The sequence below is a fragment of the Labrenzia sp. PHM005 genome (assembly GCF_006517275.1).
GTDB lineage: Bacteria > Pseudomonadota > Alphaproteobacteria > Rhizobiales > Stappiaceae > Roseibium.
In genome coordinates this window covers 3,579,271-3,603,895 of sequence record NZ_CP041191.1, presented here as the reverse complement: position 1 = coordinate 3,603,895, position 24,625 = coordinate 3,579,271, and the positions used below count along the sequence as shown (strand labels likewise).

Genomic DNA, 24,625 nt, shown 5'->3' with positions numbered 1-24,625 from the left:
GCACTGTAACTGCCGCAAACCGCATCCGGCCCCGGACAGCCCACTACCGAGTGGCTAGCTGGCTAGTCAAACAATTTGCATTGCGCTGCACTGGATCACGCAACCTGAACATCCGTTACACCTGGAACGGCTTTCAACGCACCCGCAATCTCTGGCGAGAGGCGGAACCGGCCGGGAAGTTTTACTTCGACTTCTCGGGCACCGTTTTCCAGAAGCACAATCACAGTCACATCGCCCTCTCCGCGCATGGTCAGCTGTTTGGCAAGACTGGCGATCGGCCGCTCGTCGCGAACAAAGACCCGCATGCTTTTTTGTAAGCGCGCAGCAACCTTGTCGATCGGGTCAACCTGTTCGATGATCAGGGACGGTTCGTCGTCGCGCAAGTCGGCAGCAACCAGCACGACAACGGACCGGCCGGATTGCAGCACATCGCGGAATTGTTCCAGCTTTTCGCGGAAAAGCAGGGCTTCATATTGGCCGGTTGCATCGGAGAGCCGCGCAATGCCCATTCGCGTACCGGATTTTGTCTTGCGCTCCTGCATGGATATGACGGTTCCTGCAAGCCGTCCGGCGGACGCGCCTTTTTTCACCGCTTCAGAAAACTGGGCCCAAGGCTGCGCCCGCATTTTTTCCAGGACAGAGGCGTATTCGTCGATCGGGTGGGCGGAGAGATAAAAACCAATGGCCGAATGCTCCCGCTGGAGTTTTTCTTCCGACGTCCAGCCATGGACCTCATCCAGCTGCAAGGGTTCCTCGCTGTCAGAACCGCCGAACAGTTCGTCCTGGCCGAGTGTTTTGTTTTCTTCCGTGCGCTGCGCGAGGCCCATCACCCGGTCGAGCCCTTCAAAGACCCGGGCCCGGCTTGGTTCCAGCTCATCAAAGGCGCCCGCGGCAACCAGGTTTTCCAGCGTCCGTTTGTTGAGCGCTTTGGGGCTGATGCGGCGGGCAAAATCGCCCAGGCTCTGGAACGGTTTGTCGCCGCGGACCTCTACGATGTGTTCCACGGCCTGTTCGCCGACACCTTTCACAGCCCCCATCGCATAAAGGATCTTGCCATCGGACACATCAAAATAGACCTGCGAACGGTTGATGGATGGCGGCACCACCTCAATGCCCATGCGCCGGGCTTCCTGGCGGAAATCACCAAGTTTTTCCGTGTTGCCCATATCGAGTGTCATGGACGCAGCCATGAATTCAACCGGATGGTTCGCCTTCAGCCAGGCCGTATGATAGGAGACCAGCGCATAGGCGGCCGCATGGGATTTGTTGAAGCCGTAGTTGGCGAATTTCGCCACCAGATCGAAGATCGTGCCGGCCTGGGTCTTGTTGATGCCCCGCTCCACGGCACCGTCGACAAAGCGCGCCCGCTGAACCTCCATTTCGGCGGCAATCTTCTTACCCATGGCGCGGCGCAGAAGATCCGCTTCGCCGAGCGAATACCCGGACAAAACCTGGGCGATCTGCATCACCTGCTCCTGGTAGACGATGATGCCATTCGTCTCCATCAGGATCGGTTCCAGGAGCGGATGCAGGCAGTCCGGCTCCTGTTCGCCGTGTTTGACCGCGTTATAGACCGGGATGTTTTCCATCGGCCCCGGGCGGTAGAGCGCCACCAGCGCAATAATGTCCTCAAAGCGGTCCGGTTTCATGCCGGCAACGGCCCGGCGCATGCCCTGACTTTCCAGCTGGAACACGCCGAAAGTCTCGCCGCGGGTTAGAAGATCGTAGGATTTTTTATCGTCAATCGGCAGACCGGCGACATCAACGGTGATGCCGCGCCGTTCGATCAATTTGACCGCCGTGTCGATCACCGTCAGGGTTTTCAGGCCCAGAAAGTCGAATTTCACCAGGCCCGCATCTTCAACCATTTTCATGTTGAACTGGGCAACCGGCATATCGGAGCGTGGATCGCGGTAGAGCGGAACCAACTGTTCCAGCGGCCGGTCGCCAATCACCACACCGGCTGCGTGGGTCGAGGCGTGCCGGTAAAGGCCTTCGAGCTTCTGCGCCATGCCCAAAAGCCTGTCAACGATCTCTTCTTCCTTGGCCGCTTCCCGGAGGCGCGGTTCGTCTTCGATCGCCTGGCCAAGCGTCACCGGATTGGCAGGGTTCGCCGGCACCAATTTGCACAGCCGATCGACCTGTCCATAAGGCATTTGCAGCACCCGGCCGACATCCCGCAGAACCGCGCGCGCCTGCAAGGACCCGAAAGTGATGATCTGGGCAACCTGCTGACGGCCGTACTTCTCCTGAACGTATCTGATCACCTCCTCCCGCCGCGACTGGCAGAAGTCGATGTCAAAGTCCGGCATGGAGACACGTTCGGGATTCAAGAACCGTTCGAACAGCAGAGAAAACCGCATCGGGTCCAGATCGGTGATCGTCAAGGACCAGGCCACCAGCGAGCCCGCGCCCGACCCACGGCCCGGGCCAACCGGAATGTCTTGGTTTTTGGCCCATTTGATGAAATCGGCAACGATCAGGAAGTAGCCCGGAAACTTCATCCGCTCGATGATGCCGGTCTCATAATCGAGCCGTTCCCAATAATCCTTTTCTTCCAGTCCCGGCGCCAGGCCATGAGCATCAAGACGGGCCTGCAAGCCTTCGCGCGCCTGGCGTTTCAGTTCTTCCGATTCGGCGCGTTCGGCTTCTTCTGGGTCCGCATCCGCACCGGCAAACCGCGGTAGAATCGGTGCGCGCCGCATCGGTCGGAAAGAACAGCGTTTGGCAATCTCGACCGTGGAGGCAAGCGCCTCGGGAAGATCGGAAAAGAGCGCGCACATTTCCGCCCTTGTCTTGAAATAGTGCTCCGGGGTCAGGCGACGACGATCACTTTCAATGATGACTCGGCCTTCGGAAATGCAGATCAGCGCATCATGGGCTTCATAGTCTTCACGTTTGGGAAAAAACGCCTCATTGGTGGCAACCAGCGGCAGATCCATGGCGTAGGCAAGATCGAGGAAGGCCTCCTCGGTTTTCTTTTCGCTGTCCATGCCATGGCGCTGAATTTCAACATAACAACGACCGGGGAATCCCTCTTTCAGCGTCTTTAGGCGGCTCTCGGCCAGTTCCTTGCGCCCGGCCAGAAGTGCCGCCCCGACAGCCCCGAGACTGCCGCCGGTCAGGACTATGACATCTTCAGCCTTAGACAAGAGATAGCTGAGGGTGACATGCGGGCGCAGGCCTGTTTCCGTATCCAGAAACGCACGCGAGGTCAGCTCCATCAAGTTGCCATAGCCCGTTTCGGTCATGGCAATCAGAACAAGGTCGGCGAGCGCCGGTTCACCGCGCCGGCCGCTGTCCAGACCGTCGTCGAAAAAGACGGACAGCTGACAAGCGGTTAGCGGCTGGATGCCTGCGCCCCAGGCCTTGGCCGAAAACTCCTGGGCGCCAAAAAGATTGTTGGTGTCGGCAATCGCCAGCGCCGGCTGGTCGTCGGCCTTGGCCAGATCCAAAAGCTTCTTGATCGGCAGCGCGCCTTCTAGAAGCGACAGTGCCGAATGAACCCGCAGATGCACATAACCGGGCCCATTACCCGCCTGCGTGGATGGGTGAACAACTGCGTCTAGAGCGCTGTTTGAATCAGTCATGGCGGCACCTTCAAAGGCCTAGGCGAATCTTCGCTCTTAGTGAAACGCTTGCATCGCGTTCCGTCCAGCCGCCAGCGCGGTTGTCACCGCTGTTCTTTAATCAGCCGCAAACGCCTTGACCAGAGCACGCCTGCTCAGACCTCTGCTTTTCCAGCTGTGAATTGATCTGCCACACTAAAATATGCGGCTTTGGAACACTGTCCGTCAGACCAGCGGCCCGCCGGACAGGACAAAAATCAGGCACCGATCAGCCCGCGGACAGGATCACATCGCCCCAGACCGCCAGGGTCACGCCAAAAGAAACCAGGGATGCAAGAGCAGCACAGTCACGCGCGAAATAGAACATCACACTCTCCAAACTTTCTTTCGATACGCTAAACATGTTCCATTTATGTTCTTTTTGCAAGCCCTTTTTGTTCTCCTTGATCTGAATTGTATAAGACCCGCAGAAATCTTTGCGTTTTTGCTTTGTTCCTACCGACCAAGGCGTCCACAAGGGACCCCGACTCGAGATGAAAAACCGGTTATCTGAGCGGCTGGACCAGTCCGGCGGACAAGGTGATCGCCCGGTCCATACGGCCGGCAAGCTCCAAATTGTGCGTGGCAAATATGGTGGCCACACCAGAAGCCCGCACCAGAGCCGACAGAGCATCAAAGACGTAATTGGCCGTCTTCGGATCCAGGTTCCCGGTCGGCTCATCAAGCAGCAGGATGCGCGGGGCATTGGCAACGGCCCGGGCGACCGCAACACGCTGCTGCTCGCCGCCGGAGAGTTCTGATGGCCGGTGGCTGCCGCGGTCGGCAAGGCGCATATAAGAAAGCAGCTCATCGGCGCGTTCGGCGGCAACTTTTTTGGAAAGGCCGCGGATCATCTGCGGCATCATGATGTTCTCCTGCGCGGTAAACTCCGGCAGGAGGTGATGAAACTGATAAACAAAGCCGATGTCGTTGCGCCGGATGGCCGTGCGTTCATCGTCGGAAAGATCGGTGCAATTGACATCGCCTAAAAACACATCGCCCGCGTCCGGTTGTTCCAAGAGCCCGGCAATATGCAGCAAGGTTGATTTGCCGGTACCGGACGGCGCAACCAGCGCGACCATCTCACCAGCTTCAATGCGCAAGTTGGCACCATTCAGAACATGGAGTTTCTGATCGCCCTCGTCATAGGCGCGTTCAATGCCAGCCAGTTCAATTGCCGCGGGTTTCAGGCGGGGTGCCTGGCGCGGATCAACAACTTGGTTCATCTCACCGCTCCTATTCGTATCTCAGGGCTTCGACCGGATCGAGCCGGGCGGCCCGCCAGGCGGGGTAGAGTGTTGCCAGAAGAGACAGAACCAGCGCCATAACCAGCACCGTGAGCGTTTCCCCGCTGTCGATTTCCGCGGGCAGTTTCGACAGGAAATAAAGTGTCGGGTCAAACAATTGCGTCGCCGTCAGCCAGGAAACGAACTGCCGGATGCTTTCGATATTGAGGCAGACAATCAGCCCGAGGACAAACCCGGCCAGCGTGCCGACACAGCCGATGCTAGCCCCTGTGATCAGGAAGATCCGCATGATGGCGCCGCGGGTCGCGCCCATCGTGCGCAAGATCGCAATATCGTGGCCTTTGTCTTTCACCAGCATGATCAGCCCGGAAATGATGTTGAGTGCAGCCACCAAAACGATCAGTGTCAGGATGATGAACATCACATTGCGCTCCACCTCAAGGGCAGAAAAGAACGTGACGTTGCGCTGGCGCCAATCGGTGACGAAGGCAGGCCGGTCTGCAGCATCCTCAATGGCGCGCAGCATGTTGCCGACGTTGTCCGGGTCGGTCACATAAACTTCGATGCCGGTCGTGATGCCGTCCATATTGAAATAGGCTTGGGATTCGGGCAGCGGCATAAACAGGAATGTCGCATCATATTCGCTCATGCCGATCTCGAAGATCGCCGTCACCGGATAGGCCTTGAGCCGCGGTGTCACCCCCATGGGCGTGACACTGCCACGCGGAGAAATGATGGTGATGTTGTCGCCGAGCGTAATGCCAAGCTGCTGGGCCATGCGGGACCCAATCGCAACCCCCTCACCCGCGTCAAAGCCATCGAGCGATCCAGCCCGCAAGTTGTTAGCGACCAGCGGCACCCGGCGCAGATCCCGCTCGTAAAGACCGCGCACCAGGGCGCCGAGGTTACCAGCAGGACCGGACACAAGCGCCTGGCCTTCAACGAAGGGAATCGCACTGATGACATCCGGCACACCTTCCAGGCGCCCGGCGACAGCGTCATAGTCATTGAGCGGCTGATCGATCGGCTGGATCAGCATGTGGCCATTGATGCCAAGGATCTTGCCAAGGAGTTCAGACCGGAAGCCGTTCATCACCGCCATGACGATGATCAGCGTGGCGACCCCCAGCATGATGCCGGCAAAAGAAAATCCGGCAATCACCGAAATGAAGGTTTCTCTCCGGCGCGAGCGCAAATACCGGCCGGCAATCATCCATTCAAAGGGCGAAAAGGGGCGTGTTGGCTGCGCCATATCCCGGCTCGCGTTGTCGTCCGCAGTGTCTACCGCTGTCATAGTCCATCCATTTCCGCAACGCCCCGGCAGCCGCAGTTACCCGCGGCCGATTCCCCGCCCCCGAGGATCACCGGACAAGATCAGTCCGTCAATGCCGCGGTCAGCTTGTTCAAGGTTGCTTCCGGGGTCAGCATTTCCTTTTCCCCAGTTGCGCGGTCCTTGACTTCCAAAAGGCCGTCTTTCAGGCCACGTGGACCGGCGACGACCTGGAACGGCAGACCAATCAAATCCATGGTGGCGAACTTCGCCCCTGCCCGATTGTCGGTATCGTCGTAAAGCACTTCGATGCCCGCCGCTTCCAGCTTGGCATAAAGGTCTTCACACGCCGGGTCGGTCAGATCATCTCCCGGGCGCATGTTGATGATGCCGACATGGAACGGGGCGACTGATTTTGGCCAGATGATCCCGTTGTCATCATGGTTGGCTTCAATCAAGGCGCCAAGAAGACGGGAAACCCCGACGCCGTAAGAGCCCATGTGAACCGGGACTTCGGTACCTTCGCCGGTGGCAACTTTCGCGCCCATGGCATCGGAATACTTGGTGCCGAAGTAGAAGATGTGGCCGACCTCAATGCCGCGGGCGGACACTTTTCCATCGTTCGGCAAGGCCTCAAACGCTGCAGCGTCGTGCATCTCATCGGTCGCCGCGTAGGGCGTTGTCCAGGAGGCGACAATCGGGCTGAGATCTGAGGAGAAATCCGTATCATCGGCCGGGATCGGCATTTCCAGAAGCGACTTGTCGAGAAAGACCTCGCTTTCACCGGTGTCAGCAAGAATGATGAACTCGTGGCTGAGATCCCCGCCGATCGGGCCGGTGTCGGCTTTCATCGGGATGGCTTTCAGCCCCATCCGGTCGAAAGTCCGCAGGTAGGCCACAAACATCCGGTTATAGGAATGTCGGGCGGCTTCCTGATCAAGATCGAAGGAATAAGCATCCTTCATCAGGAATTCGCGGCCACGCATGATGCCGAAGCGCGGACGGACTTCATCGCGGAACTTCCACTGGATGTGGTAGAGGTTCAGCGGCAGGTCCTTGTAAGAACGCACATAACTGCGGAAGATGTCGGTGATCATCTCCTCGTTGGTCGGGCCAAACAGCATCTCGCGTTCGTGCCGGTCGGTGATGCGCAGCATCTCCTTGCCATACGCATCATAGCGCCCGCTTTCACGCCACAAGTCCGCCGGCTGGATGGTCGGCATCAACAGCTGGATAGCGCCGGCCCGTGCCTGCTCTTCTTCGACGATCCTTTCAATCTTGCGCAAGACCTTCAACCCCAGCGGCAGCCAGGAATAGATTCCAGCAGACTGCTGGCGGATCATCCCGGCCCTGAGCATCAGGCGGTGGGAGACGATTTCCGCTTCTTTGGGAGTTTCTTTCAAGATGGGCAGAAAATATCGGGACAGACGCATTATGCACTCTCAGACTATGGGCATTGCCGGTTTTGTGCGCAGTCAAACCGCAAGCTGGGTTCAAACACAAGTCCAAACGCACTGTCTGGCTGAGTTTTGCAATATTTGCCTCTTTGACTCCCAAAAAAACGGCCACCTCCAGACATTAGCCAGCTCATTTCCACCCCATGGAAATGGCTTCAAATTCGCAATTTGCGACGCAAGGGAATTAGGCAAGCAAAAAAATTAGGCTTGGCACGACAAATAGGTGACAATGCTGAAACAATCAGCTAGGTTCCGTTTCCATAATAAAAAAGCCACGGCAGTAATGTCAGGAGCTTATGGACATCGCGGTCTGAGTCTTGGGAGGAAGGACACCAGGCGCGCCTTTACGGCAGCAGCCGCCCCGTCAAGCCGGAACACCGGCACGCGAGGGAACGGAGTCAATTTAGACGCGGAACTTTTTCAAGGCAGAGCTTTCAGCTCTGCCTTTTTTCTTTGGAAGTTTTTGGGATTGGGTCGCGAGAGATCCGAAAAATGGTCGAATCCGATCAAACATTATTTTGATAGTCACCTTATCGGATGAAAGGTGGATTGCAGAACCATTTGGTCTTGCTCGAAGGTTCCCTGCCCCTGAATGACGTGACCGGCAGGAACAGAAAGGTTCTTGGCAATACCAGAGCCTTTCAGGAGCCCGGCTCGTAAATCCGGATCCGGGTCTTCAAAGGAACTTCCGGCACCTAATACGCAGGAAATGACTGAGATATTTCCCAGGATCTGCGAACCATCTTGGAGCTCCGTTTTCCCGAATACAGATGGGTTGTTCAGGAAGCGGCCTTTGTTGTCTATCTTAATACTTGATCCCGGTTGATTGGTTTTTGCAGTAAAGCCGCCCTCGCCAAATTGATTGCAGTTACCGATTCTGACCGGGCCCGCGCTGGCTTCAATCAAGGTTCCGGAATGAAACAGATTGCCATTGCCGATGACAATTTCTGCCTCTCCCTCTGCCCGCAATGTGCAGCCGGGATAAATGGTATTGCCTTCGCCGAGATGAACCCCGTTGGAAATCAGAATGGAAAACGGATCCAGGATCCGGTTTCCGCGCTCACCAAGCGCAACAGTCTCTTCAAGAGATAGAAACCCGGCAGCCTGCCGTGCAGCGTTGATGCTGCCGATCAAATCGAGGTTCATGCCGATGATCCCGCCTTACAAGAAATGCCTTCTCACCCGCCCGGCTTGGCGTAACTGTCGCTCGGCGGTGTCAAAAACGGGATATCATCCAGCCCGAAACCCGAAGCCCGCAGATAATGATAGGCGGCAAACAAAGCACAGGTCACAACTGTCGTCAGGATGACAACGCGCAGCATCCGGGGGCGTTCAGGGGCACTGGCCTCGGAACCGGGAATCACCTCTCCGGCTTCTTCCTGCGTGCGGCGCATGCCAAACGGCAGCATCGCAAACAGGATGATCCACCACATCATAAAAAAGATTGCCAGGCTGAACGCCACCGACATGTGTTTACGCCTCTTCCAATTCGGTCAAGGTGCCCAAAAAGTCCTTCGGATGAAGGAACAGCACCGGTTTGCCATGAGCACCAATCTTCGGTTCGCCATTGCCCAGTACCCGGGCGCCCTCGGCCACCAGCTTGTCCCGCGCCGCGATGATGTCTTCGACCTCATAACAGACATGGTGAATACCACCGGACGGGTTCTTTTCCAGGAACTTGGCGATCGGCGAATCGTCACCCAAGGGCTCAAGTAGTTCGATTTTCGTGTTCGGCAAGTTGATGAACACGGTCGAAACGCCATGATCGGGCTGTTTTTCCTTGGCAGAGACATCTGCACCAAGGGTATCCCGATAGGTCGCGGTCGCCGCTTCGATGTCCGATACCGCGATGGCAACGTGATTGAGCCGTCCGATCATATCAATTCCTCCACAAACACGGCGGTTCCTGTTCAACCGCACCAAATCTAAAGACGGGTCACAACCACCTTGCAGAGCGTCTTTTTGCCCCAGACATCCAGGATCTCTGCGCGGGCCGCACGGCGAGCCGCTTCCGCGATCAAATCCTTGTCCTTGCGCCGGGCCTTCGGAATGCTGGTCACCGCGCCGACCACGGCTTTCGTGACAATCTCTTCCATTGGCTCACCGTCGTCGTCTGTATCCGGCAGGCCAAGCAGAACCGCATGCGGATCATCCAAGAGCTCACCAGACCGATTGACCACCAGCGTGATGATCGCGGCACCGGCATAAGACAGTTTGCGCCGTTCACGCACCCCGGTGACTTCCGGATCATCCAGAATGCTGCCGTCCTTGACCAGAATGCCGAACGGTGCCTCGTCAATGACTGCAGCCCGTCCGGCCACAAGGCGGATGATGTCCCCATTTTTGCCGCGAATAACCTCCGGAACACCCTGCTCCTTCGCAAACGCAGCATGAGCGGCAAGATGCAACGGTTCGCCGTGCACAGGAAGCACGACTTTCGGCTGTACCAATTTATAGAGTTGCTCCAACTCGCCCCGGCGCGGGTGGCCAGAGACATGCACCAGAGCATCCTTGTCGGTGACGATCTCAATGTCCTTGTCGGCAAGATTGTTGAGAACCGCTCCAACGTCCTTTTCATTGCCGGGAATGGTGCGCGAGGAAAATATCACCATGTCGCCTTTGGTCAGCGCAATATTGCGGTGATCACCGGTGGCAATGCGCGCAAGCGCCGCCCGGTTTTCCCCTTGTGATCCGGTGCACAGCAGCACGGCCTTATCCCGCGGCAAATAGCCAAAAGCTTCTTCATCGTGAAACGCCGGCAAGCCGTCGAGGTATTCCAGTTCGTTGGCGACTTCGATCGCCCGGTGCATGGATCGGCCAACCACAACAACGTCTCTGTTGTTAGCCTTTGCCGCCACAGCAATGGCGCGGATTCGGGCAACGTTCGAGGCAAAGGTCGTAACCGCAACCCTGTTCTTTGCACCCGCCATCACTTTGGTCAATTCAGCCGCGACATCGGCTTCACTCGGGCTGACGCCGTCGCGCACGGCATTGGTGCTGTCGCAGACCAGGGCCATCACCCCTTCCCGGCCGAGCTCGGCCAGACGGTCCAGGTCGATTGGATGCCCGATGCCAGGAGACTTGTCGATCTTCCAGTCGCCGGTATGAAGCACCATTCCTGCCGGCGTGCGGATTGCCAAAGCACAAGGTTCTGGAATTGAATGCGCCATCGCGACAAATTCAACATCAAACGGTCCGATCTGGTGCCGTTCGCCCTGGCGTACGACCGTGACCGGCACCTCTTCAGCGCCCGGTTCACTTTCAGTCTTGGCGGCAAGCAAGCCGGCCGTAAAGGCAGTCGCATACACCGGCACTTTCAGGTAAGGCCACAGATGCAGGATCGCACCGTAGTGATCTTCATGGGCATGGGTGATCACCATGCCGGCGATATTGTCGACCTCGTCTTCCAGAAACTTGATGTCCGGCATGATCAAATCGATGCCCGGCAGTTCGGGGCCTGCAAAGCTGACGCCGCAGTCGACAATCAACCAAGTGCGGTTGCCTTCCGGCCCATAGCCGTAAAGGCCGAGGTTCATGCCGATTTCACCGACGCCGCCGAGCGGCAGGAACACAATATCGTTTTTGTCTTTGGCCGAAGCCATCAAAATCTCCTACCCCTCTCAAGCAGAGAGGGAACTGTCCGGCTGTTATTCGCCGGATAAAAATACATCGCCTGCATAAATGGTCCGTTTCCGGCCATCCTGAAGTTTTAAGACCAGGTGGCCGCGCGCATCCAGATCGTCAAATATGCCGGTAATCTCTTCCTGAGCGGCTTTGACCGTAATTTGCTGGCCCAAATGGGCCGCCCGTTTCAGCCATTGCCGGCGGATCCGGTCAAAGCCATCAGGTTGTTTCCATGTTGCCAGATAACTGACCAGCGTCTCTGCAAGCGCCTCGAATAGCCGGTCAGCACTCACCTGATAGCCCAGACTGCGCAGATCGGTGGCCCGGTAAAGCGCGGGATCTGGGTGAGAAACGCAGTTGACGCCAAACCCCATCACCGCTGCCAAACGGCCATTTTCCAGTGTTTCTGCTTCCAGCAGAATGCCGGAGAGTTTTGCGCCCTCGACCAGAAGATCGTTTGGCCACTTAAGCGACACCAATTGGAATGTTCCGGCGGCCTTGTCAACGGCCTCGGCAAGGGCAACTGCAGAAATCAGCGGTAATTCGCCAATCCGGTCGAGTGGCGCCGGGTCAATCAGAAGTACGCTGGCAAAGAGGTTGCCATGCGGCGAATCCCAGGCCCGCCCCCTGCGGCCGCGTCCCGCCGTCTGAATGCCGGCGCGGATCCACAAATTGCCAGCATGTCCGGCCGCCGCACGCCCAAAACAGAGCGCATTGGTGGACCCAACCGTATCATGCGCCTCATAACGAAAATCCGGCGCTCCAGGCGCCGGACCTTCCAAACCTCGATGTGGTGTTTGACTACTCAATCGCTGGTGCCACCCATCAGAACAAAGACTGCGCAGCAGCTGTTGCCGCGGTCACGACCGGTCCAGGCATCACCCAGAAGAAGATCACGAACAGGCCAGAGAGCCCAAGAACGACCTTCAGTTCAGTCGGCATCGGCTGGAACGCTTCGGCCGGTTCATCGAAGAACATGACCTTGACGATGCGCAGGTAGTAATAACAGCCGACCACAGACGCCAGAACACCAATAACCGCCAGCGGATAAAGGCCAGCTTGAACAGCGGCGGCAAAAACGAACCACTTGCCGAAGAAACCGACCAGTGGCGGAATACCGGCCAGCGAGAACATCAAAAGCGCCAGTACCACAGCCATGGTCAGATTGGTCTGCGACAGGCCGGAAAGGTCGGCAATCTCTTCGACCATGCCTTCCTTGCGGCGCATGGACAGAATGCAGGCAAACACACCAAGCGTCATGCCGAGATAGGCAACCATATAGAAGATCACGCCTTCCACACCGGTCTGGGTGCCGGCCGCAAGACCAACCAGCGCGTAGCCCATGTGGCCGATAGAGGAATAAGCCATCAGCCGTTTCAGGTTGGTTTGGCCAATCGCTGCAAACGCACCAAGGGCCATCGATGCAATGGAGACGAACACGATGATCTGCTGCCAGTCGCTGGTCACCGGATGGAACGCATCAATCACGATACGCACCAGCATGCCCATGGCCGCAACCTTTGGAGCCGCTGCAAAGAAGGCCGTGACCGGCGTCGGAGCCCCTTCATAAACGTCCGGCGTCCACATGTGGAACGGTACAGCGGAAATCTTGAATGCAAGGCCCGCAAGGATGAAGGTCAGGCCGATGATCACGCCGAGCGGTGCACCTTCATGGCTGAGTACTTCGGCAATCGCGGCAAACGAAATCTGACCGGAGAAGCCATAGACCAGCGACATGCCGTACAGCAGCATGCCCGAGGACAAGGCGCCGAGGACAAAGTACTTCAAGCCAGCTTCCGTCGAACGGACACTGTCACGGTTGATCGCCGCAACCACATAGAGCGACAGGCTCTGCAGCTCCAGGCCGAGATAAAGCGCGATCATGTCATTGGCCGACAGCATCAGCATCATGCCGAGCGTCGCCAGGACGATCAGGATCGGATATTCGAAATGATCGAACGACTGGCTCTTTGCATAGGCCCAGGACATGGCAATGGCAAAAAACGACCCGACCAACACAATCAGCTTCAGGAAATAGGCAAAGTCATCCAGAATGAAGGATCCGCCAAAGGTCTCGCCAAAGTTCGGAACCAGCAGCAACACAAGGAACGTGCCGCCAAGAAGTCCCATCGCTCCGCCGAAAACCGCATAGCTGATGTTCCGGCCGCCAAAGGCACCGATCATCAATAGCACCATCGCTCCGAGCGCCAGGATGATTTCCGGCATCGCCGGCATGAGATCTGGCAATTGGGTCATAGCTCTGTCTCGTCCTCGAAACTCTTAGTGCGCTGCGGCTGCATGCTGGGTCGCCCCAGCAGCTTCAAGAGCCGCAGTGTAATGATTGATCAGATTGTCGACGGATCCCTGGGTCACATCCAGGATCGCCATCGGATAGAAGCCGAAGAAAATCGTCAGGAAGATCAAGGGGATCAGAATGACCTTTTCGCGCAGGTTCAAATCCAGAATCGACTTAAGGCTTTCCTTCTCCAGCGCGCCAAAGACGACCCGGCGGTAGAGGTAAAGCGCGTAGGCCGCCGACAGGACCACACCGGAAGTCGCAAAGAATGCCACCCAAGTGTTGACCTGGAACGCGCCCATCAGCGTCAGAATTTCACCGACGAACCCGGACGTACCCGGCAGACCGACATTGGCCATAGTGAAGATCAGAAAGGCGACCGCGTATTTCGGCATCCGGTTGACCAGCCCGCCATAAGCAGAAATCTCACGGGTATGCATGCGGTCGTAAATGACACCGACACACAGGAAGAGCGCGCCAGAGACAATACCGTGTGAGAGCATCTGGAAGATTCCGCCCTGAACCCCCTGGTGTGTCATGGTGAAGATACCCATGGTCACATAGCCCATGTGGGCAACAGAGGAATAGGCGATCAGTTTCTTAATGTCTTCCTGAGCGAGCGCCACCAGCGAGGTGTAGATGATCGCTACGATCGACAAGGTATAGATCAACGGCGCAAAATCTGCGCTAGCAATCGGGAACATTGGCAGTGAGAACCGCAGGAACCCGTATCCACCCAACTTCAGAAGGACAGCCGCCAGGATCACAGACCCGGCCGTCGGCGCTTCAACGTGGGCGTCCGGAAGCCAGGTGTGCACCGGCCACATCGGCATTTTAACCGCAAAGGATGCAAAGAATGCGATCCAGAGCCAGGTCTGCATTTCCGCCGGGAATGAATAGGCCTGCAGCTCCTGGATATCAGTCGTGCCTGCCGTCCAGTACATCGCCATGATCGCGACCAGCATCAAGACCGATCCGAGCAGCGTGTAGAGGAAGAACTTGTAGGATGCATAGACCCGGCGCGCGCCACCCCAGACACCGATGATCAAGAACATCGGAATAAGGCCTGCCTCGAAGAAGACATAGAAGACCACGATGTCGAGCGCACAGAAAACGCCGATCATCAAGGTTTCCAGGATCAGGAACGCGATCATGTACTCGCGCACACGTTTCTGCACGCTTTCCCAGGACGACAGGATGCAAAACGGCATCAGGAATGTCGTCAGGATGACAAAGAGCACGGAGATCCCGTCGACACCCATCTTGTATTGGATGTTGCCGCCGAGCCAATCACGCTGTTCGATGAACTGGAAGCCAGGATTGGCGTAGTCGAAACTTGCCCAAATCATCAAGGACAAGACAAAGGTCATCGACGTGGTGACAAGCGCCACCATCCGCATTTGGCGCTTTGCGTGATCGTCATTTCCTGGAACGGCCAGGACAAAGACGACGCCAAGCAATGGCAGGAATGTCGTGAGTGACAGAATTGGCCAGTCAATCATTAGTGTGCACCCCCGCCGGTGCCCGCACCGGAGAACATCGACCAGGTGATCAGCGCAGCCACGCCGATCAGCATCGCAAATGCATAGTGGTAAAGATATCCGGTCTGCAGTTTCACGACCCAGGCCGTGACCCCTTGCACCCGCGCAGCGATCCCGTTCGGGCCAAAGCCATCGATCACGGTGCCATCGCCCTTCTTCCAAAGGACTCGGCCAACCCACATTGCAGGACGGACAAAGATTAAGTCGTAGAGCTCGTCAAAATACCACTTGTTCAAGAGGAACTGATAGAGCCCAAAATGGCGTTCCGCCAACCGCTTCGGCATTTCCGGCGCGCGGATATAGAACTGGTATGCAACCAGAAGACCACCCGCCATCATGACAAACGGTGACACCTTCACCCAGGCAGGGACGTGGTGCATGTCGTGCAAGACGTGGCTGGAGGCAAAGGCAGGCAAAGACCCGGCCCAGAAGGCTTCATAAGACGCTTCGTCGTAGAAGAAAGGACCGTAGAAGACCATACCCGCCAGAACTGCACCGATCGACAGGACAAACAGCGGCACGGTCATCACCAGCGGCGATTCATGAACATGCTTCATCACATCGACGGAAGCGCGCGGCTTACCATGGAAGGTCATAAACGTCAGGCGCCAGGAGTAGAAGGACGTCAGGCCTGCTGCGATCACGGTCAGCCAGAAGCCGTACATGGCCATCGGGTTTGGATGGTCCCCACCGGTCGCCGCGAACGCGGCTTCGATGATGCCGTCCTTGGAGATGAAGCCTGCAAATCCAAGATGGGTCAGCGGTATGCCGACACCGGTCAGGGCCAGCGTGCCTATCATCATCGTCCAGTAAGTAATCGGGATGTGCTTTCTCAGACCACCCATCTTACGCATGTCCTGCTCATCGGAGACGGCATGGATCACCGACCCGGCGCATAGAAACAGCAGCGCCTTGAAGAACGCGTGCGTAAACAGGTGGAAAATCCCAATAGAGTAGGCACCAACGCCGAGCGCAACAAACATGTAGCCGAGCTGGGAACAGGTCGAATAGGCGATCACGCGCTTGATGTCGTTCTGAACGAGACCGACGGTCGCTGCAAAAAACGCCGTGGTTGCACCGAAGAAAACGATGATCGCAAGCGCCGTATCAGAAAGTTCAAACAGGGGGGAAAGCCGCGCTACCATGAAGACACCGGCGGTGACCATGGTCGCAGCGTGGATGAGTGCGGAGACCGGGGTCGGGCCTTCCATCGCATCCGGCAACCAAGTGTGCAGCAGGAATTGCGCCGATTTGCCCATGGCGCCCATGAACAAGAGCAAGCAGACAATCGTCATCGCAGACTGCGCATCCAGATGGTAACCCAAGAAGGTCATCACCTCACCCTGCTCTTCGATGAAGGACGGGGCATCATTGAATATTGTGGTGAAGTCGATGCTGCCGAACAGGTAGAAGACGCCGAAAATGCCGAGCGCAAACCCAAAGTCGCCGACACGGTTGACAACAAAAGCTTTCATAGCAGCCGCATTGGCAGATGGCTTTTGATACCAGAAACCGATCAGCAGATAAGAGGCAAGACCAACACCTTCCCAACCGAAGAACATCTGCATCAGGTTGTCGGCGGTCACCAGCGTCAACATGGCGAAAGTGAACAGCGACAAATAAGCAAAGAAACGCGGCCGGTGCGGATCGTGGTGCATATAGCCGATGGAGTAGACATGCACGAGCGCGGAGACCGTATTGACGACCACCAGCATGACGGCGGTCAGCGTGTCGACCCGGATCGACCAGGCAACATTAAGGTCACCGGCACTCATCCAGCGGAACAGGTTGACCACCTGGGCCTCTGCCCCACCAAGCCAGAACCCGAAGAACGTAACCCATGAAAGAAGCGCCGCCAGGATCAACAGACCACTGGTGACATACTCAGACGCTTTGGCACCGATGGCCCGGCCAAAAAGGCCAGCAATCAGGAAACCGATCAGCGGCAGGAACAGGATTGCGGAATACATCAGCCCCTACCCTTTCATCACGTTGACGTCTTCCACGGCAATCGAGCCGCGGTTCCGGTGGAAGACCACCAGGATCGCCAGGCCAATGGCCGCTTCAGCCGCCGCAACGGTGAGCACCAGCATGGTGAAGATCTGTCCCATCATGTCGCCGAGGAACGACGAAAAGGCGACAAAATTGATGTTCACTGCCAGGAGCAGAAGCTCGACAGACATCAAGATAACAATCACGTTTTTCCTGTTCAGGAAGATCCCGAAAATTCCGATCGTGAACAGGATCGCCGCGACCGACAAATAGTGCGACAGACCGATTTCCATGGGCGCCTCGCCGTGCTCCCCTCGTTTACCCCAACCTGATACCGCACGGAGGAGCGTGCCGGTTTCAGGACTTCTCGAACGACGCGTTTTTATCGCGTCAAATACCTTTGCCCGTTTCGACCTTCCTGATCTCGATGGCGCTTTCTTTGTTGCGCGCAACCTGGGTCGGAATGTCCTGACGTTTGACGTTTGGCTTGTGGCGCAGTGTCAGGACAATCGCCCCGATCATCGCCACCAGCAGCACCAGGCCAGCGACCTGGAAGAAATAGATGTATTTGGTGTAGAGCACCGAACCGAGCGCCTGGATGTTGCTCATCTCAGTCAAGGCCGGTGTCGGCTCCGCACCATGGCTCAAGACCTCCGGGGCGATCACCCAGGCACCAAGGCCCATCAGAAGTTCAACAAGTAAAATCAGTCCTACCAGGCTGCCGACCGGCAGATACTGCAGAAAACCTTGGCGCAGCTCGACGAAGTCGACATCGAGCATCATCACCACGAACAGGAACAGCACCGCGACCGCGCCGACATAAACAACGACCAAAAGCAGAGCCAGATACTCTGCGCCGAGCAGGATGAACAAGCCAGCAGAGTTGACGAAGGCCAGGATCAGGAACAGGACCGACGTCACCGGATTGCGGGCCGCGATCACCATAAATGCAGACGCCAGAGTGACGCCGGCAAATAGGTAGAAAAAGAGGGCTTTCAGGATCATTTCAAAGACCTGCCTGTCGTGGTGCCTTGCGGCCAAAAAATGCGGGATCCAACCGGATTGCTGGACCAATTTGGTTGCGGTTAGCTCCTAGCGGTAAGGAGCGTCCATTTCAATGTTGCGGGCGATTTCGCGTTCCCAGCGGTCCCCATTCGCAAGCAGCTTTTCTTTATCGTAATAAAGCTCTTCGCGGGTTTCCGTAGCGAATTCGAAGTTCGGCCCTTCGACGATGGCTTCCACCGGGCAGGCTTCCTGACAGAAGCCGCAGTAGATGCATTTGACCATGTCGATGTCATAGCGGGTGGTGCGGCGGGTGCCATCGTTGCGGCGTGGGCCAGCTTCAATGGTGATCGCCTGCGCCGGGCAGATGGCTTCACACAGCTTACAGGCGATACAGCGCTCTTCGCCGTTCGGATACCGGCGCAGCGCATGCTCTCCCCGGAAGCGCGGGCTCACCGGCCCTTTTTCAAAGGGATAGTTCACCGTTGGCTTCGGCTTGAAGAAATAGCGCATCGCCAAGAAGAAAGCCGACACGAATTCCTGCAAAAACAGCGATTTGACCACTTGACCAACCATCGCCCTTGCCTCTCTTTCCTCAACCAGCCAGTTGACTGGCCGCCCAATAGCCGACAATCGGGAAGCCGATCACCGGAATTCCAAAACTCAGTGCGCCGAGAAGCGCTTTGTATTTGGCCACGGCGCCACCGTCGCCGCCAGCCTGTCTGTTTTTCGTCTCCACCGCCTGAAGCATGCCCTTCAGGATCTTCCAGTCGAGCCAGCCGATGTAGAACCCAACGGCCGCCCCGATCACACCGGGGAGCGAAATATCCATCAGCCGCCTCTTATGCCGCTCACGGTGCCCACCCCATGATCATCAGGACAGTCGCGACAACCACAACCATGCCCAAAGACAGCGGCAGGAACACTTTCCAGCCCAGGCGCATCAGCTGGTCGTAGCGGTAACGCGGGACCATGGCCTTGACCATTGCGAACATGAAGAAGCCGAGCAGACATTTTAAGATGAACCAGACGATGCCCGGCACCCAGGTAAACGGTGCAAAGTCAAATGGCGGCAGCCATCCGCCCATGAAGAAGATGGTCATCAGTGCGCACATCAGGCAGATGGCGACATATTCGCCCAACATGAACATCATGTACGGCGTCGAGCCATATTCCACCATGAAACCGGCAACCAGCTCCGATTCCGCTTCCGCCAGATCGAACGGCGGCCGGTTGGTTTCAGCCAGCGCAGAGACAAAGAACACAACGAACATCGGGAACAGCGGCAACCAGTACCAGTTCAGGAAGCTCAGCCAAGGCACACCCAGCATATCGGCCAGACCCGTCTGCTGGGCATGAACGATGCCGGTGAGGTTCAAAGTGCCAGCGCAAAGAAGAACGGTCACGATGACGAAGCCGATGGAGACTTCATAAGACACCATCTGCGCGGCCGAACGCAGCGCCGACAAGAACGGATACTTGGAGTTGGACGCCCAACCGCCGATGATCACGCCGTAAACTTCCAGCGATGAAACGGCAAAGACGAACAGAACACCGATATTGATGTTGGCAACTACCCAGCCGTCCGCGACCGGAATAACTGCCCAGGCGGCAAGCGCCAAAAGCACGGAAATCAGCGGCGCCAGCAGGAAGAGAACCTTGTTGGATCCGGACGGGATCACCGGCTCTTTCAGAACGAATTTCAGAAGGTCGGCAAAACTCTGGAAGAGTCCCCAGGGCCCAACAACGTTCGGGCCACGGCGGATCTGAACGGCCGCCCAGATCTTACGATCCGCATAAAGCACGTAGGCGACGAACACCAAAAGCACGACCATCAGCAGAACACTCTGGAACACCATCCAGAGGAACGGCCAGCCGTAGGTGGTCATGAACTCAGCCATTTCAGTCCCCTACCCCTTATTCCGCAGCTTCTGCGGCACGCGTTTTCGCGAGCGCCGAACACTCGGCCATCACCTTGGAGGCCCGAGCAATCGGGTTCGTCAAATAAAAGTCCCGGATCACATTTGCAAATCCGGCGTTATCCATCTTGGCTTTGCCGTTGGCCAGCTTTTCGATATCGCCAGCATCGCCAGCCTCAATCGCGTCGATAGCAGCCATGTGCGGCACGGCTTCAAACAGCTTGGCACGCAGTTGCTGGAGGGAATCAAACTCCAGCGTCTGGCCGACAACGGCCGATAGCGCTCTAAGGATGGCCCAGTCTTCGCGGGCATCACCTGGAGGAAAGCCTGCGCGATCAGCCATCTGAACACGGCCTTCGGCGTTGACATAGATCGCGGATTTCTCCGTATAAGCTGCGCCCGGCAGGATCACATCGGCACGGTGCGCACCGCGGTCACCATGGGTGCCCTGGTAGACAACAAACGCTCCTTCGGGAACTTCGACTTCATCAACGCCGAGCAGGAAGAGCACATCCAGAGCGCCACTTTCCAGCATGCCGGCTGTGTCCTTGCCGCCCTCGCTTGGAACAAAACCAATGTCCAACGCGCCAACTTGCGACGCTTCGGTGTGCAGGATGTTGAAGCCGTTCCAGCCGTCCTTGATCACCCCGAGCGACTTGGCAGCAGCAGCCAGGTTTGCCAGAACGTCCGCACCATCTGCGCGGTTCAAGGCGCCCTGCCCGATGATGAACATCGGCTTTTCCGCCTTGGCCGGCGCGTGTTCAATGAATTGTTTCAGGCTGTCCGGGCCGGCGCCCAGATAGGTCACCGGATAGGTCAGATCGGCGTTTTCGCCAATCAATCCAATGTGGACATTGCCCTGGTTCCAGCGCTTGCGGATCCGGGCATTCAGGACCGGCGCTTCCAGGCGCGGGTTGGTGCCGATCAGCATGATCGCGTCGGCCTCTTCAATGCCCTGAATGGTGGAATTGAAGATATAGCTGGCGCGGCCGTTTTTCGGATGCAGCGGCGAGCCCGGGAAACGGCTGTCGATGTTGGCCGAGCCCAGCTTGTCCATCAAGCTCTTCAGCGCAAACATGTCTTCAACGCCGGCCAGCTGGCCAGCCAGAGCACCGACTTTGTCCGCTGATGTTGCCTTGACCTTGTCAGCGATAATCTGGAACGCTTCCGCCCAGGACACCGGCTGCAGTTTGCCGTCCTTCTTGGCATACGGCCGGTCAAGACGCTGGGTCTTCAACCCATCCCAGATGTAGCGGGACTTGTCGGAAATCCACTCTTCGTTGATCTCTTCATTGAGCCGCGGCATCACCCGCATGACTTCCTTGCCGCGTGTATCGACACGGATCGCGCTCCCGAGCGCATCCATGACATCGATGCTTTCGGTCTTGGTCAGCTCCCACGGACGGGCATGGAATTCATACGGCTTGTGTGTCAGCGCACCAACTGGGCAAAGATCGGCGACATTGCCCTGCATTTCTGAGGACAGCGCGGCTTCCAGATAGGTGGTGATTTCGGCATCTTCGCCGCGGCTGATCAGCCCCATGTCGGTGACACCGGCAACTTCGGTGGTGAAGCGGACACAGCGCGTGCAGTGAATGCAGCGGGTCATGATGGTCTTGATAAGCGGGCCGATTTCCTTGTTCTCGACCGCCCGCTTGTTTTCATGGAACCGCGAGCCATCAACCCCATAGGCCATCGCCTGGTCCTGAAGGTCACACTCACCGCCCTGATCACAGATCGGGCAATCCAGCGGGTGGTTGATGAGCAGGAACTCCATCACCCCTTCGCGGGCCTTTTTGACCATCTCGGACTTGGTTTCAACAACCGGCGGCTCGCCGTTCGGCCCCGGGCGCAGGTCCTTGACGCCCATGGCGCAAGAGGCGGTTGGCTTGGGCGGTCCGCCCTTCACTTCCACCAGGCACATGCGGCAGTTGCCGGCAATCGACAGGCGGTCGTGGTAACAAAACCGCGGAACCTCGGCACCTGCCTCTTCACAGGCCTGAAGCAGGGTGTAGTCCGATGGGACCTCTACCTCGTTGCCGTCGATGATGAGCTTCGTCATCCGCTGCTCTCCAAATCCCGTTCCGCTTACTCAGCCGCCACCATGGTCGAAGAACTCTTCGACTTGGCGACATAGTCATCGATACGTTGCTCGATGACCGGCCGGAAATTCTTGATCAACCCCTGGATCGGCCATGCGGCCGCGTCTCCAAGGGCACAAATGGTGTGGCCTTCGACCTGTTTGGTCACTTTGAAGAGCATATCGATCTCTTCATAAGAGCTCTCGCCCTTCACCATGCGTTCCATCACCCGCCACATCCAGCCGGTGCCTTCCCGGCACGGCGTGCACTGGCCGCAGCTCTCATGCTTGTAGAAGTAGCTGAGACGGGCGATTGCCTTGATGATGTCGGTGGACTTGTCCATGACGATCACCGCAGCGGTACCAAGGCCGGAGCCCATGCCGCGCAGCGTATCAAAGTCCATCGGGGCGTCTTTGATTTCGTCCGCCGTGCAGCACGGAACGGAGGAACCGCCCGGGATCACTGCTAGGAGATTGTCCCAGCCGCCGCGGATACCGCCGCAGTGCTTGTCGATCATCTCGGAGAACGGCACACCGAGCTCTTCTTCGAAGGTCGCCGGTTGATTGACGTGGCCGGACACGCAGAACAGCTTGGTGCCCGTGTTGTTCGGGCGGCCAAGGCTCGCGAACCAGCCGCCGCCACGGCGCAGGATGGTCGGTGCGACTGCGATGGATTCGACGTTGTTCACCGTCGTCGGACAGCCATAAAGGCCGACATTTGCCGGGAACGGCGGTTTCAGGCGCGGCTGGCCCTTTTTGCCTTCCAGGCTTTCCAGCAGCGCGGTTTCCTCACCGCAGATGTAAGCGCCGGCGCCGTGGTGAACGTAGATGTCGAAATCGTAGCCGTTCTTGTTGTTCTTGCCGATCAGACCGGCATCGTAAGCCTGGTCAATCGCCGCCTGAAGACGCTCGCGCTCACGGATGAACTCACCGCGCACATAGATGTAAGCGGCAATGGCGCCCATAGCGAAACCGGCAACCAGGCAACCCTCGACCAGGGTGTGCGGGTCATGGCGTAGAATTTCGCGGTCCTTACAGGTGCCCGGCTCAGATTCGTCAGCATTAACGACGAGATACGCTGGACGGCCGTCGGATTCTTTCGGCATGAACGACCATTTCAGACCGGTCGGGAAACCCGCCCCGCCACGGCCACGCAAGCCGCTGTCCTTCATCTCCTGAATGATCCAATCGCGGCCCTTGTCGAGCAGCGCCTTGGTGTTGTCCCACTGGCCACGCTTCTGCGCGCCTTCAAGACCCCAGTCATGAAGACCGTAGATGTTGGTGAAGATCCGATCCTTATCCTGAAGCATCTCTTCCCCTTAGTCTTCGCTCTTGGAGGAAGCAACATCGCCGGCTTCCACACGCTTGGAAAATTCGGTTGTCTCGCCGGATGCGAGGATCTTGGCCTGCTCAATCCAGCCATCCCGCTCAATGCGGCCCTTGAACTTCAGCCGGCTATCGACCCAGGCGACCTCTTCCGGGCCCCACGCAGCGACCTGATCGAAATGGAAAAACCCGAGCTCATTGAGGGTTGCTTCCAATTTCGGACCGACGCCTTTGAGCTTCTTCAAGTCATCGGCCTTGCCACCACGGGCTTCTGTAAGGACTTCCGGCTCTTTTTCAGCAGCTGGCGCATCGTCTGCAGCCTTGGCTTTCGCTGCAGCAGGTTTCTTCGGTGCAGCTGCCTTTTTAGGGGCAGCTTCCTTCGTGGGCGCTGCTTCTTTTTTGGCTGCGGCCTTTTTCGGAGCTGCTTTTTTCGGTGCCTCAGCCTTCTTCTCGGCCGGTGCAGCTGCGGGAGCTTCTGCTTTTTCCGCCGATTTGGCAGCAAACGCCGCCTTTACCTTGGCAACGGAATCTTCGGCCGGGGTCGGAACGCCATCATAGTCGTTGCCGCCGGTGTTGATGGACGCGCCAGCAAAATGATGCGAGGCCTTTTCAGAGCCGTCCACCACATGAGGAACCGGGAGGTCCCCCTTGGTGTTGTCGTCAATCTCGGTAAGGCTGGTCTGGCCACCTTCGGCCATGGAGAACCGCCGGCCATTTTGCGGGCCAGGTGTCACTTCATTGCCGGCCGCAATATCGTCGATCAGCTTGTTGAAAGTGTCTTCGGTCAGGTCTTCGTACGTGTCCTTGAAGATCTGAACCATCGGTGCGTTGACACAAGCACCCAGGCACTCGACCTCTTCCCAGGAGAACATGCCGTCCTCGGAAATCTCGTGCATGTGCTTGGCAATGCGGGATTTGCAGATCTTGATCAGGTCTTCCGATCCGCGCAATTGGCAAGGCGTCGTGCCGCACACCTGGATGTGGGCTTTTCTTCCAACCGGCTGCAGCTGGAACATGGTGTAAAAAGTCGCCACTTCCAAGACGCGGATATTCGGCATGTCGAGCATGTCGGCGATGTAGCGGATCGCTGGTTCGCTGACCCAGCCTTCGTTCTGTTCCTGCGCGCGCCACAACAGCGGTATGACCGCAGAGGCCTGCCGGCCAGCCGGGTAGCGGTCGATCAGCTTCTTGGCCCAACCGAGGTTCTTCTCGGTGAACTCGAAGCTTTCTGGTTGTTCCGCGGCAAGTCTGCGAACTGCCATG

Annotated in this window: 20 protein-coding genes; all 20 read right to left on the bottom strand. The window is 57.5% G+C overall.

Going from position 1 to position 24,625, the window contains the following annotated elements; all coding sequences use genetic code 11:
* Positions 1 to 95: 95 nt before the first annotated feature.
* Complete coding sequence (gene dnaE / locus FJ695_RS16315; RefSeq protein WP_141186433.1) at positions 96 to 3,590, bottom strand: DNA polymerase III subunit alpha; 3,495 nt, start codon at positions 3,588 to 3,590, stop codon at positions 96 to 98.
* Between the two features lie 524 nt (positions 3,591 to 4,114).
* A complete protein-coding gene (locus FJ695_RS16310) occupies positions 4,115 to 4,834 on the bottom strand; it encodes an ABC transporter ATP-binding protein (protein ID WP_141186432.1) in 720 nt (239 codons plus the stop codon).
* Positions 4,835 to 4,844: 10 nt separating this feature from the next.
* Positions 4,845 to 6,149 (bottom strand): lipoprotein-releasing ABC transporter permease subunit, encoded by a 1,305-nt coding sequence (locus tag FJ695_RS16305; protein WP_141186431.1) that lies wholly within the window; start codon positions 6,147 to 6,149, stop codon positions 4,845 to 4,847.
* A gap of 80 nt (positions 6,150 to 6,229) precedes the next feature.
* Positions 6,230 to 7,558 (bottom strand): proline--tRNA ligase, encoded by a 1,329-nt coding sequence (proS, locus tag FJ695_RS16300; protein WP_141186430.1) that lies wholly within the window; start codon positions 7,556 to 7,558, stop codon positions 6,230 to 6,232.
* A gap of 549 nt (positions 7,559 to 8,107) precedes the next feature.
* Positions 8,108 to 8,728, bottom strand: a complete 621-nt coding sequence (locus tag FJ695_RS16295; protein WP_141186429.1) for an AraC family transcriptional regulator — start codon at positions 8,726 to 8,728, stop codon at positions 8,108 to 8,110.
* Positions 8,729 to 8,760: 32 nt separating this feature from the next.
* Positions 8,761 to 9,051, bottom strand: coding sequence for a DUF1467 family protein (locus FJ695_RS16290; RefSeq protein WP_141186428.1), 291 nt, complete (start codon positions 9,049 to 9,051; stop codon positions 8,761 to 8,763).
* A gap of 4 nt (positions 9,052 to 9,055) precedes the next feature.
* The gene (gene mce / locus FJ695_RS16285) at positions 9,056 to 9,460 is read right to left on the bottom strand and encodes a methylmalonyl-CoA epimerase (protein WP_141186427.1); all 405 of its coding nucleotides are present in this window, start codon (positions 9,458 to 9,460) and stop codon (positions 9,056 to 9,058) included.
* Positions 9,461 to 9,507: 47 nt separating this feature from the next.
* Complete coding sequence (locus FJ695_RS16280; protein ID WP_141186426.1) at positions 9,508 to 11,184, bottom strand: ribonuclease J; 1,677 nt, start codon at positions 11,182 to 11,184, stop codon at positions 9,508 to 9,510.
* Positions 11,185 to 11,229: 45 nt separating this feature from the next.
* A complete protein-coding gene (locus FJ695_RS16275) occupies positions 11,230 to 12,015 on the bottom strand; it encodes a biotin--[acetyl-CoA-carboxylase] ligase (protein ID WP_141186425.1) in 786 nt (261 codons plus the stop codon).
* Positions 12,016 to 12,031: 16 nt separating this feature from the next.
* Positions 12,032 to 13,462, bottom strand: a complete 1,431-nt coding sequence (nuoN, locus tag FJ695_RS16270; RefSeq protein ID WP_141186424.1) for an NADH-quinone oxidoreductase subunit NuoN — start codon at positions 13,460 to 13,462, stop codon at positions 12,032 to 12,034.
* 24 nt (positions 13,463 to 13,486) lie between these two features.
* Positions 13,487 to 15,004 (bottom strand): NADH-quinone oxidoreductase subunit M, encoded by a 1,518-nt coding sequence (locus tag FJ695_RS16265; RefSeq protein WP_141186423.1) that lies wholly within the window; start codon positions 15,002 to 15,004, stop codon positions 13,487 to 13,489.
* A complete protein-coding gene (gene nuoL, locus FJ695_RS16260) occupies positions 15,004 to 17,013 on the bottom strand; it encodes an NADH-quinone oxidoreductase subunit L (RefSeq protein WP_141186422.1) in 2,010 nt (669 codons plus the stop codon). The genes FJ695_RS16265 and nuoL overlap by 1 nt, the downstream gene beginning before the upstream one ends.
* Positions 17,014 to 17,019: 6 nt before the next feature.
* Positions 17,020 to 17,328, bottom strand: coding sequence for an NADH-quinone oxidoreductase subunit NuoK (nuoK, locus tag FJ695_RS16255; protein ID WP_141186421.1), 309 nt, complete (start codon positions 17,326 to 17,328; stop codon positions 17,020 to 17,022).
* Positions 17,329 to 17,425: 97 nt separating this feature from the next.
* Positions 17,426 to 18,040, bottom strand: coding sequence for an NADH-quinone oxidoreductase subunit J (locus tag FJ695_RS16250; protein WP_141186420.1), 615 nt, complete (start codon positions 18,038 to 18,040; stop codon positions 17,426 to 17,428).
* Positions 18,041 to 18,127: 87 nt separating this feature from the next.
* Positions 18,128 to 18,613: an NADH-quinone oxidoreductase subunit NuoI gene (nuoI, locus tag FJ695_RS16245; RefSeq protein ID WP_141186419.1), complete on the bottom strand. Its 486-nt coding sequence runs from the start codon at positions 18,611 to 18,613 to the stop codon at positions 18,128 to 18,130.
* A 19-nt stretch (positions 18,614 to 18,632) separates the two neighbouring features.
* Positions 18,633 to 18,869: a hypothetical protein gene (locus FJ695_RS16240; RefSeq protein WP_141186418.1), complete on the bottom strand. Its 237-nt coding sequence runs from the start codon at positions 18,867 to 18,869 to the stop codon at positions 18,633 to 18,635.
* 19 nt (positions 18,870 to 18,888) lie between these two features.
* The gene (gene nuoH, locus FJ695_RS16235) at positions 18,889 to 19,938 is read right to left on the bottom strand and encodes an NADH-quinone oxidoreductase subunit NuoH (protein WP_141186417.1); all 1,050 of its coding nucleotides are present in this window, start codon (positions 19,936 to 19,938) and stop codon (positions 18,889 to 18,891) included.
* A 16-nt stretch (positions 19,939 to 19,954) separates the two neighbouring features.
* Positions 19,955 to 22,018 carry an NADH-quinone oxidoreductase subunit NuoG gene (gene nuoG, locus FJ695_RS16230; protein WP_141186416.1) on the bottom strand — a complete coding sequence of 688 codons (2,064 nt, stop codon included), beginning with the start codon at positions 22,016 to 22,018 and terminating at the stop codon, positions 19,955 to 19,957.
* Positions 22,019 to 22,044: 26 nt separating this feature from the next.
* Positions 22,045 to 23,346 carry an NADH-quinone oxidoreductase subunit NuoF gene (gene nuoF, locus FJ695_RS16225; protein WP_141186415.1) on the bottom strand — a complete coding sequence of 434 codons (1,302 nt, stop codon included), beginning with the start codon at positions 23,344 to 23,346 and terminating at the stop codon, positions 22,045 to 22,047.
* Positions 23,347 to 23,355: 9 nt separating this feature from the next.
* Entirely contained in the window at positions 23,356 to 24,624 is a 1,269-nt protein-coding gene (locus FJ695_RS16220) for an NADH-quinone oxidoreductase subunit E (protein WP_141186414.1), read from the bottom strand.
* Position 24,625: the final 1 nt, after the last annotated feature.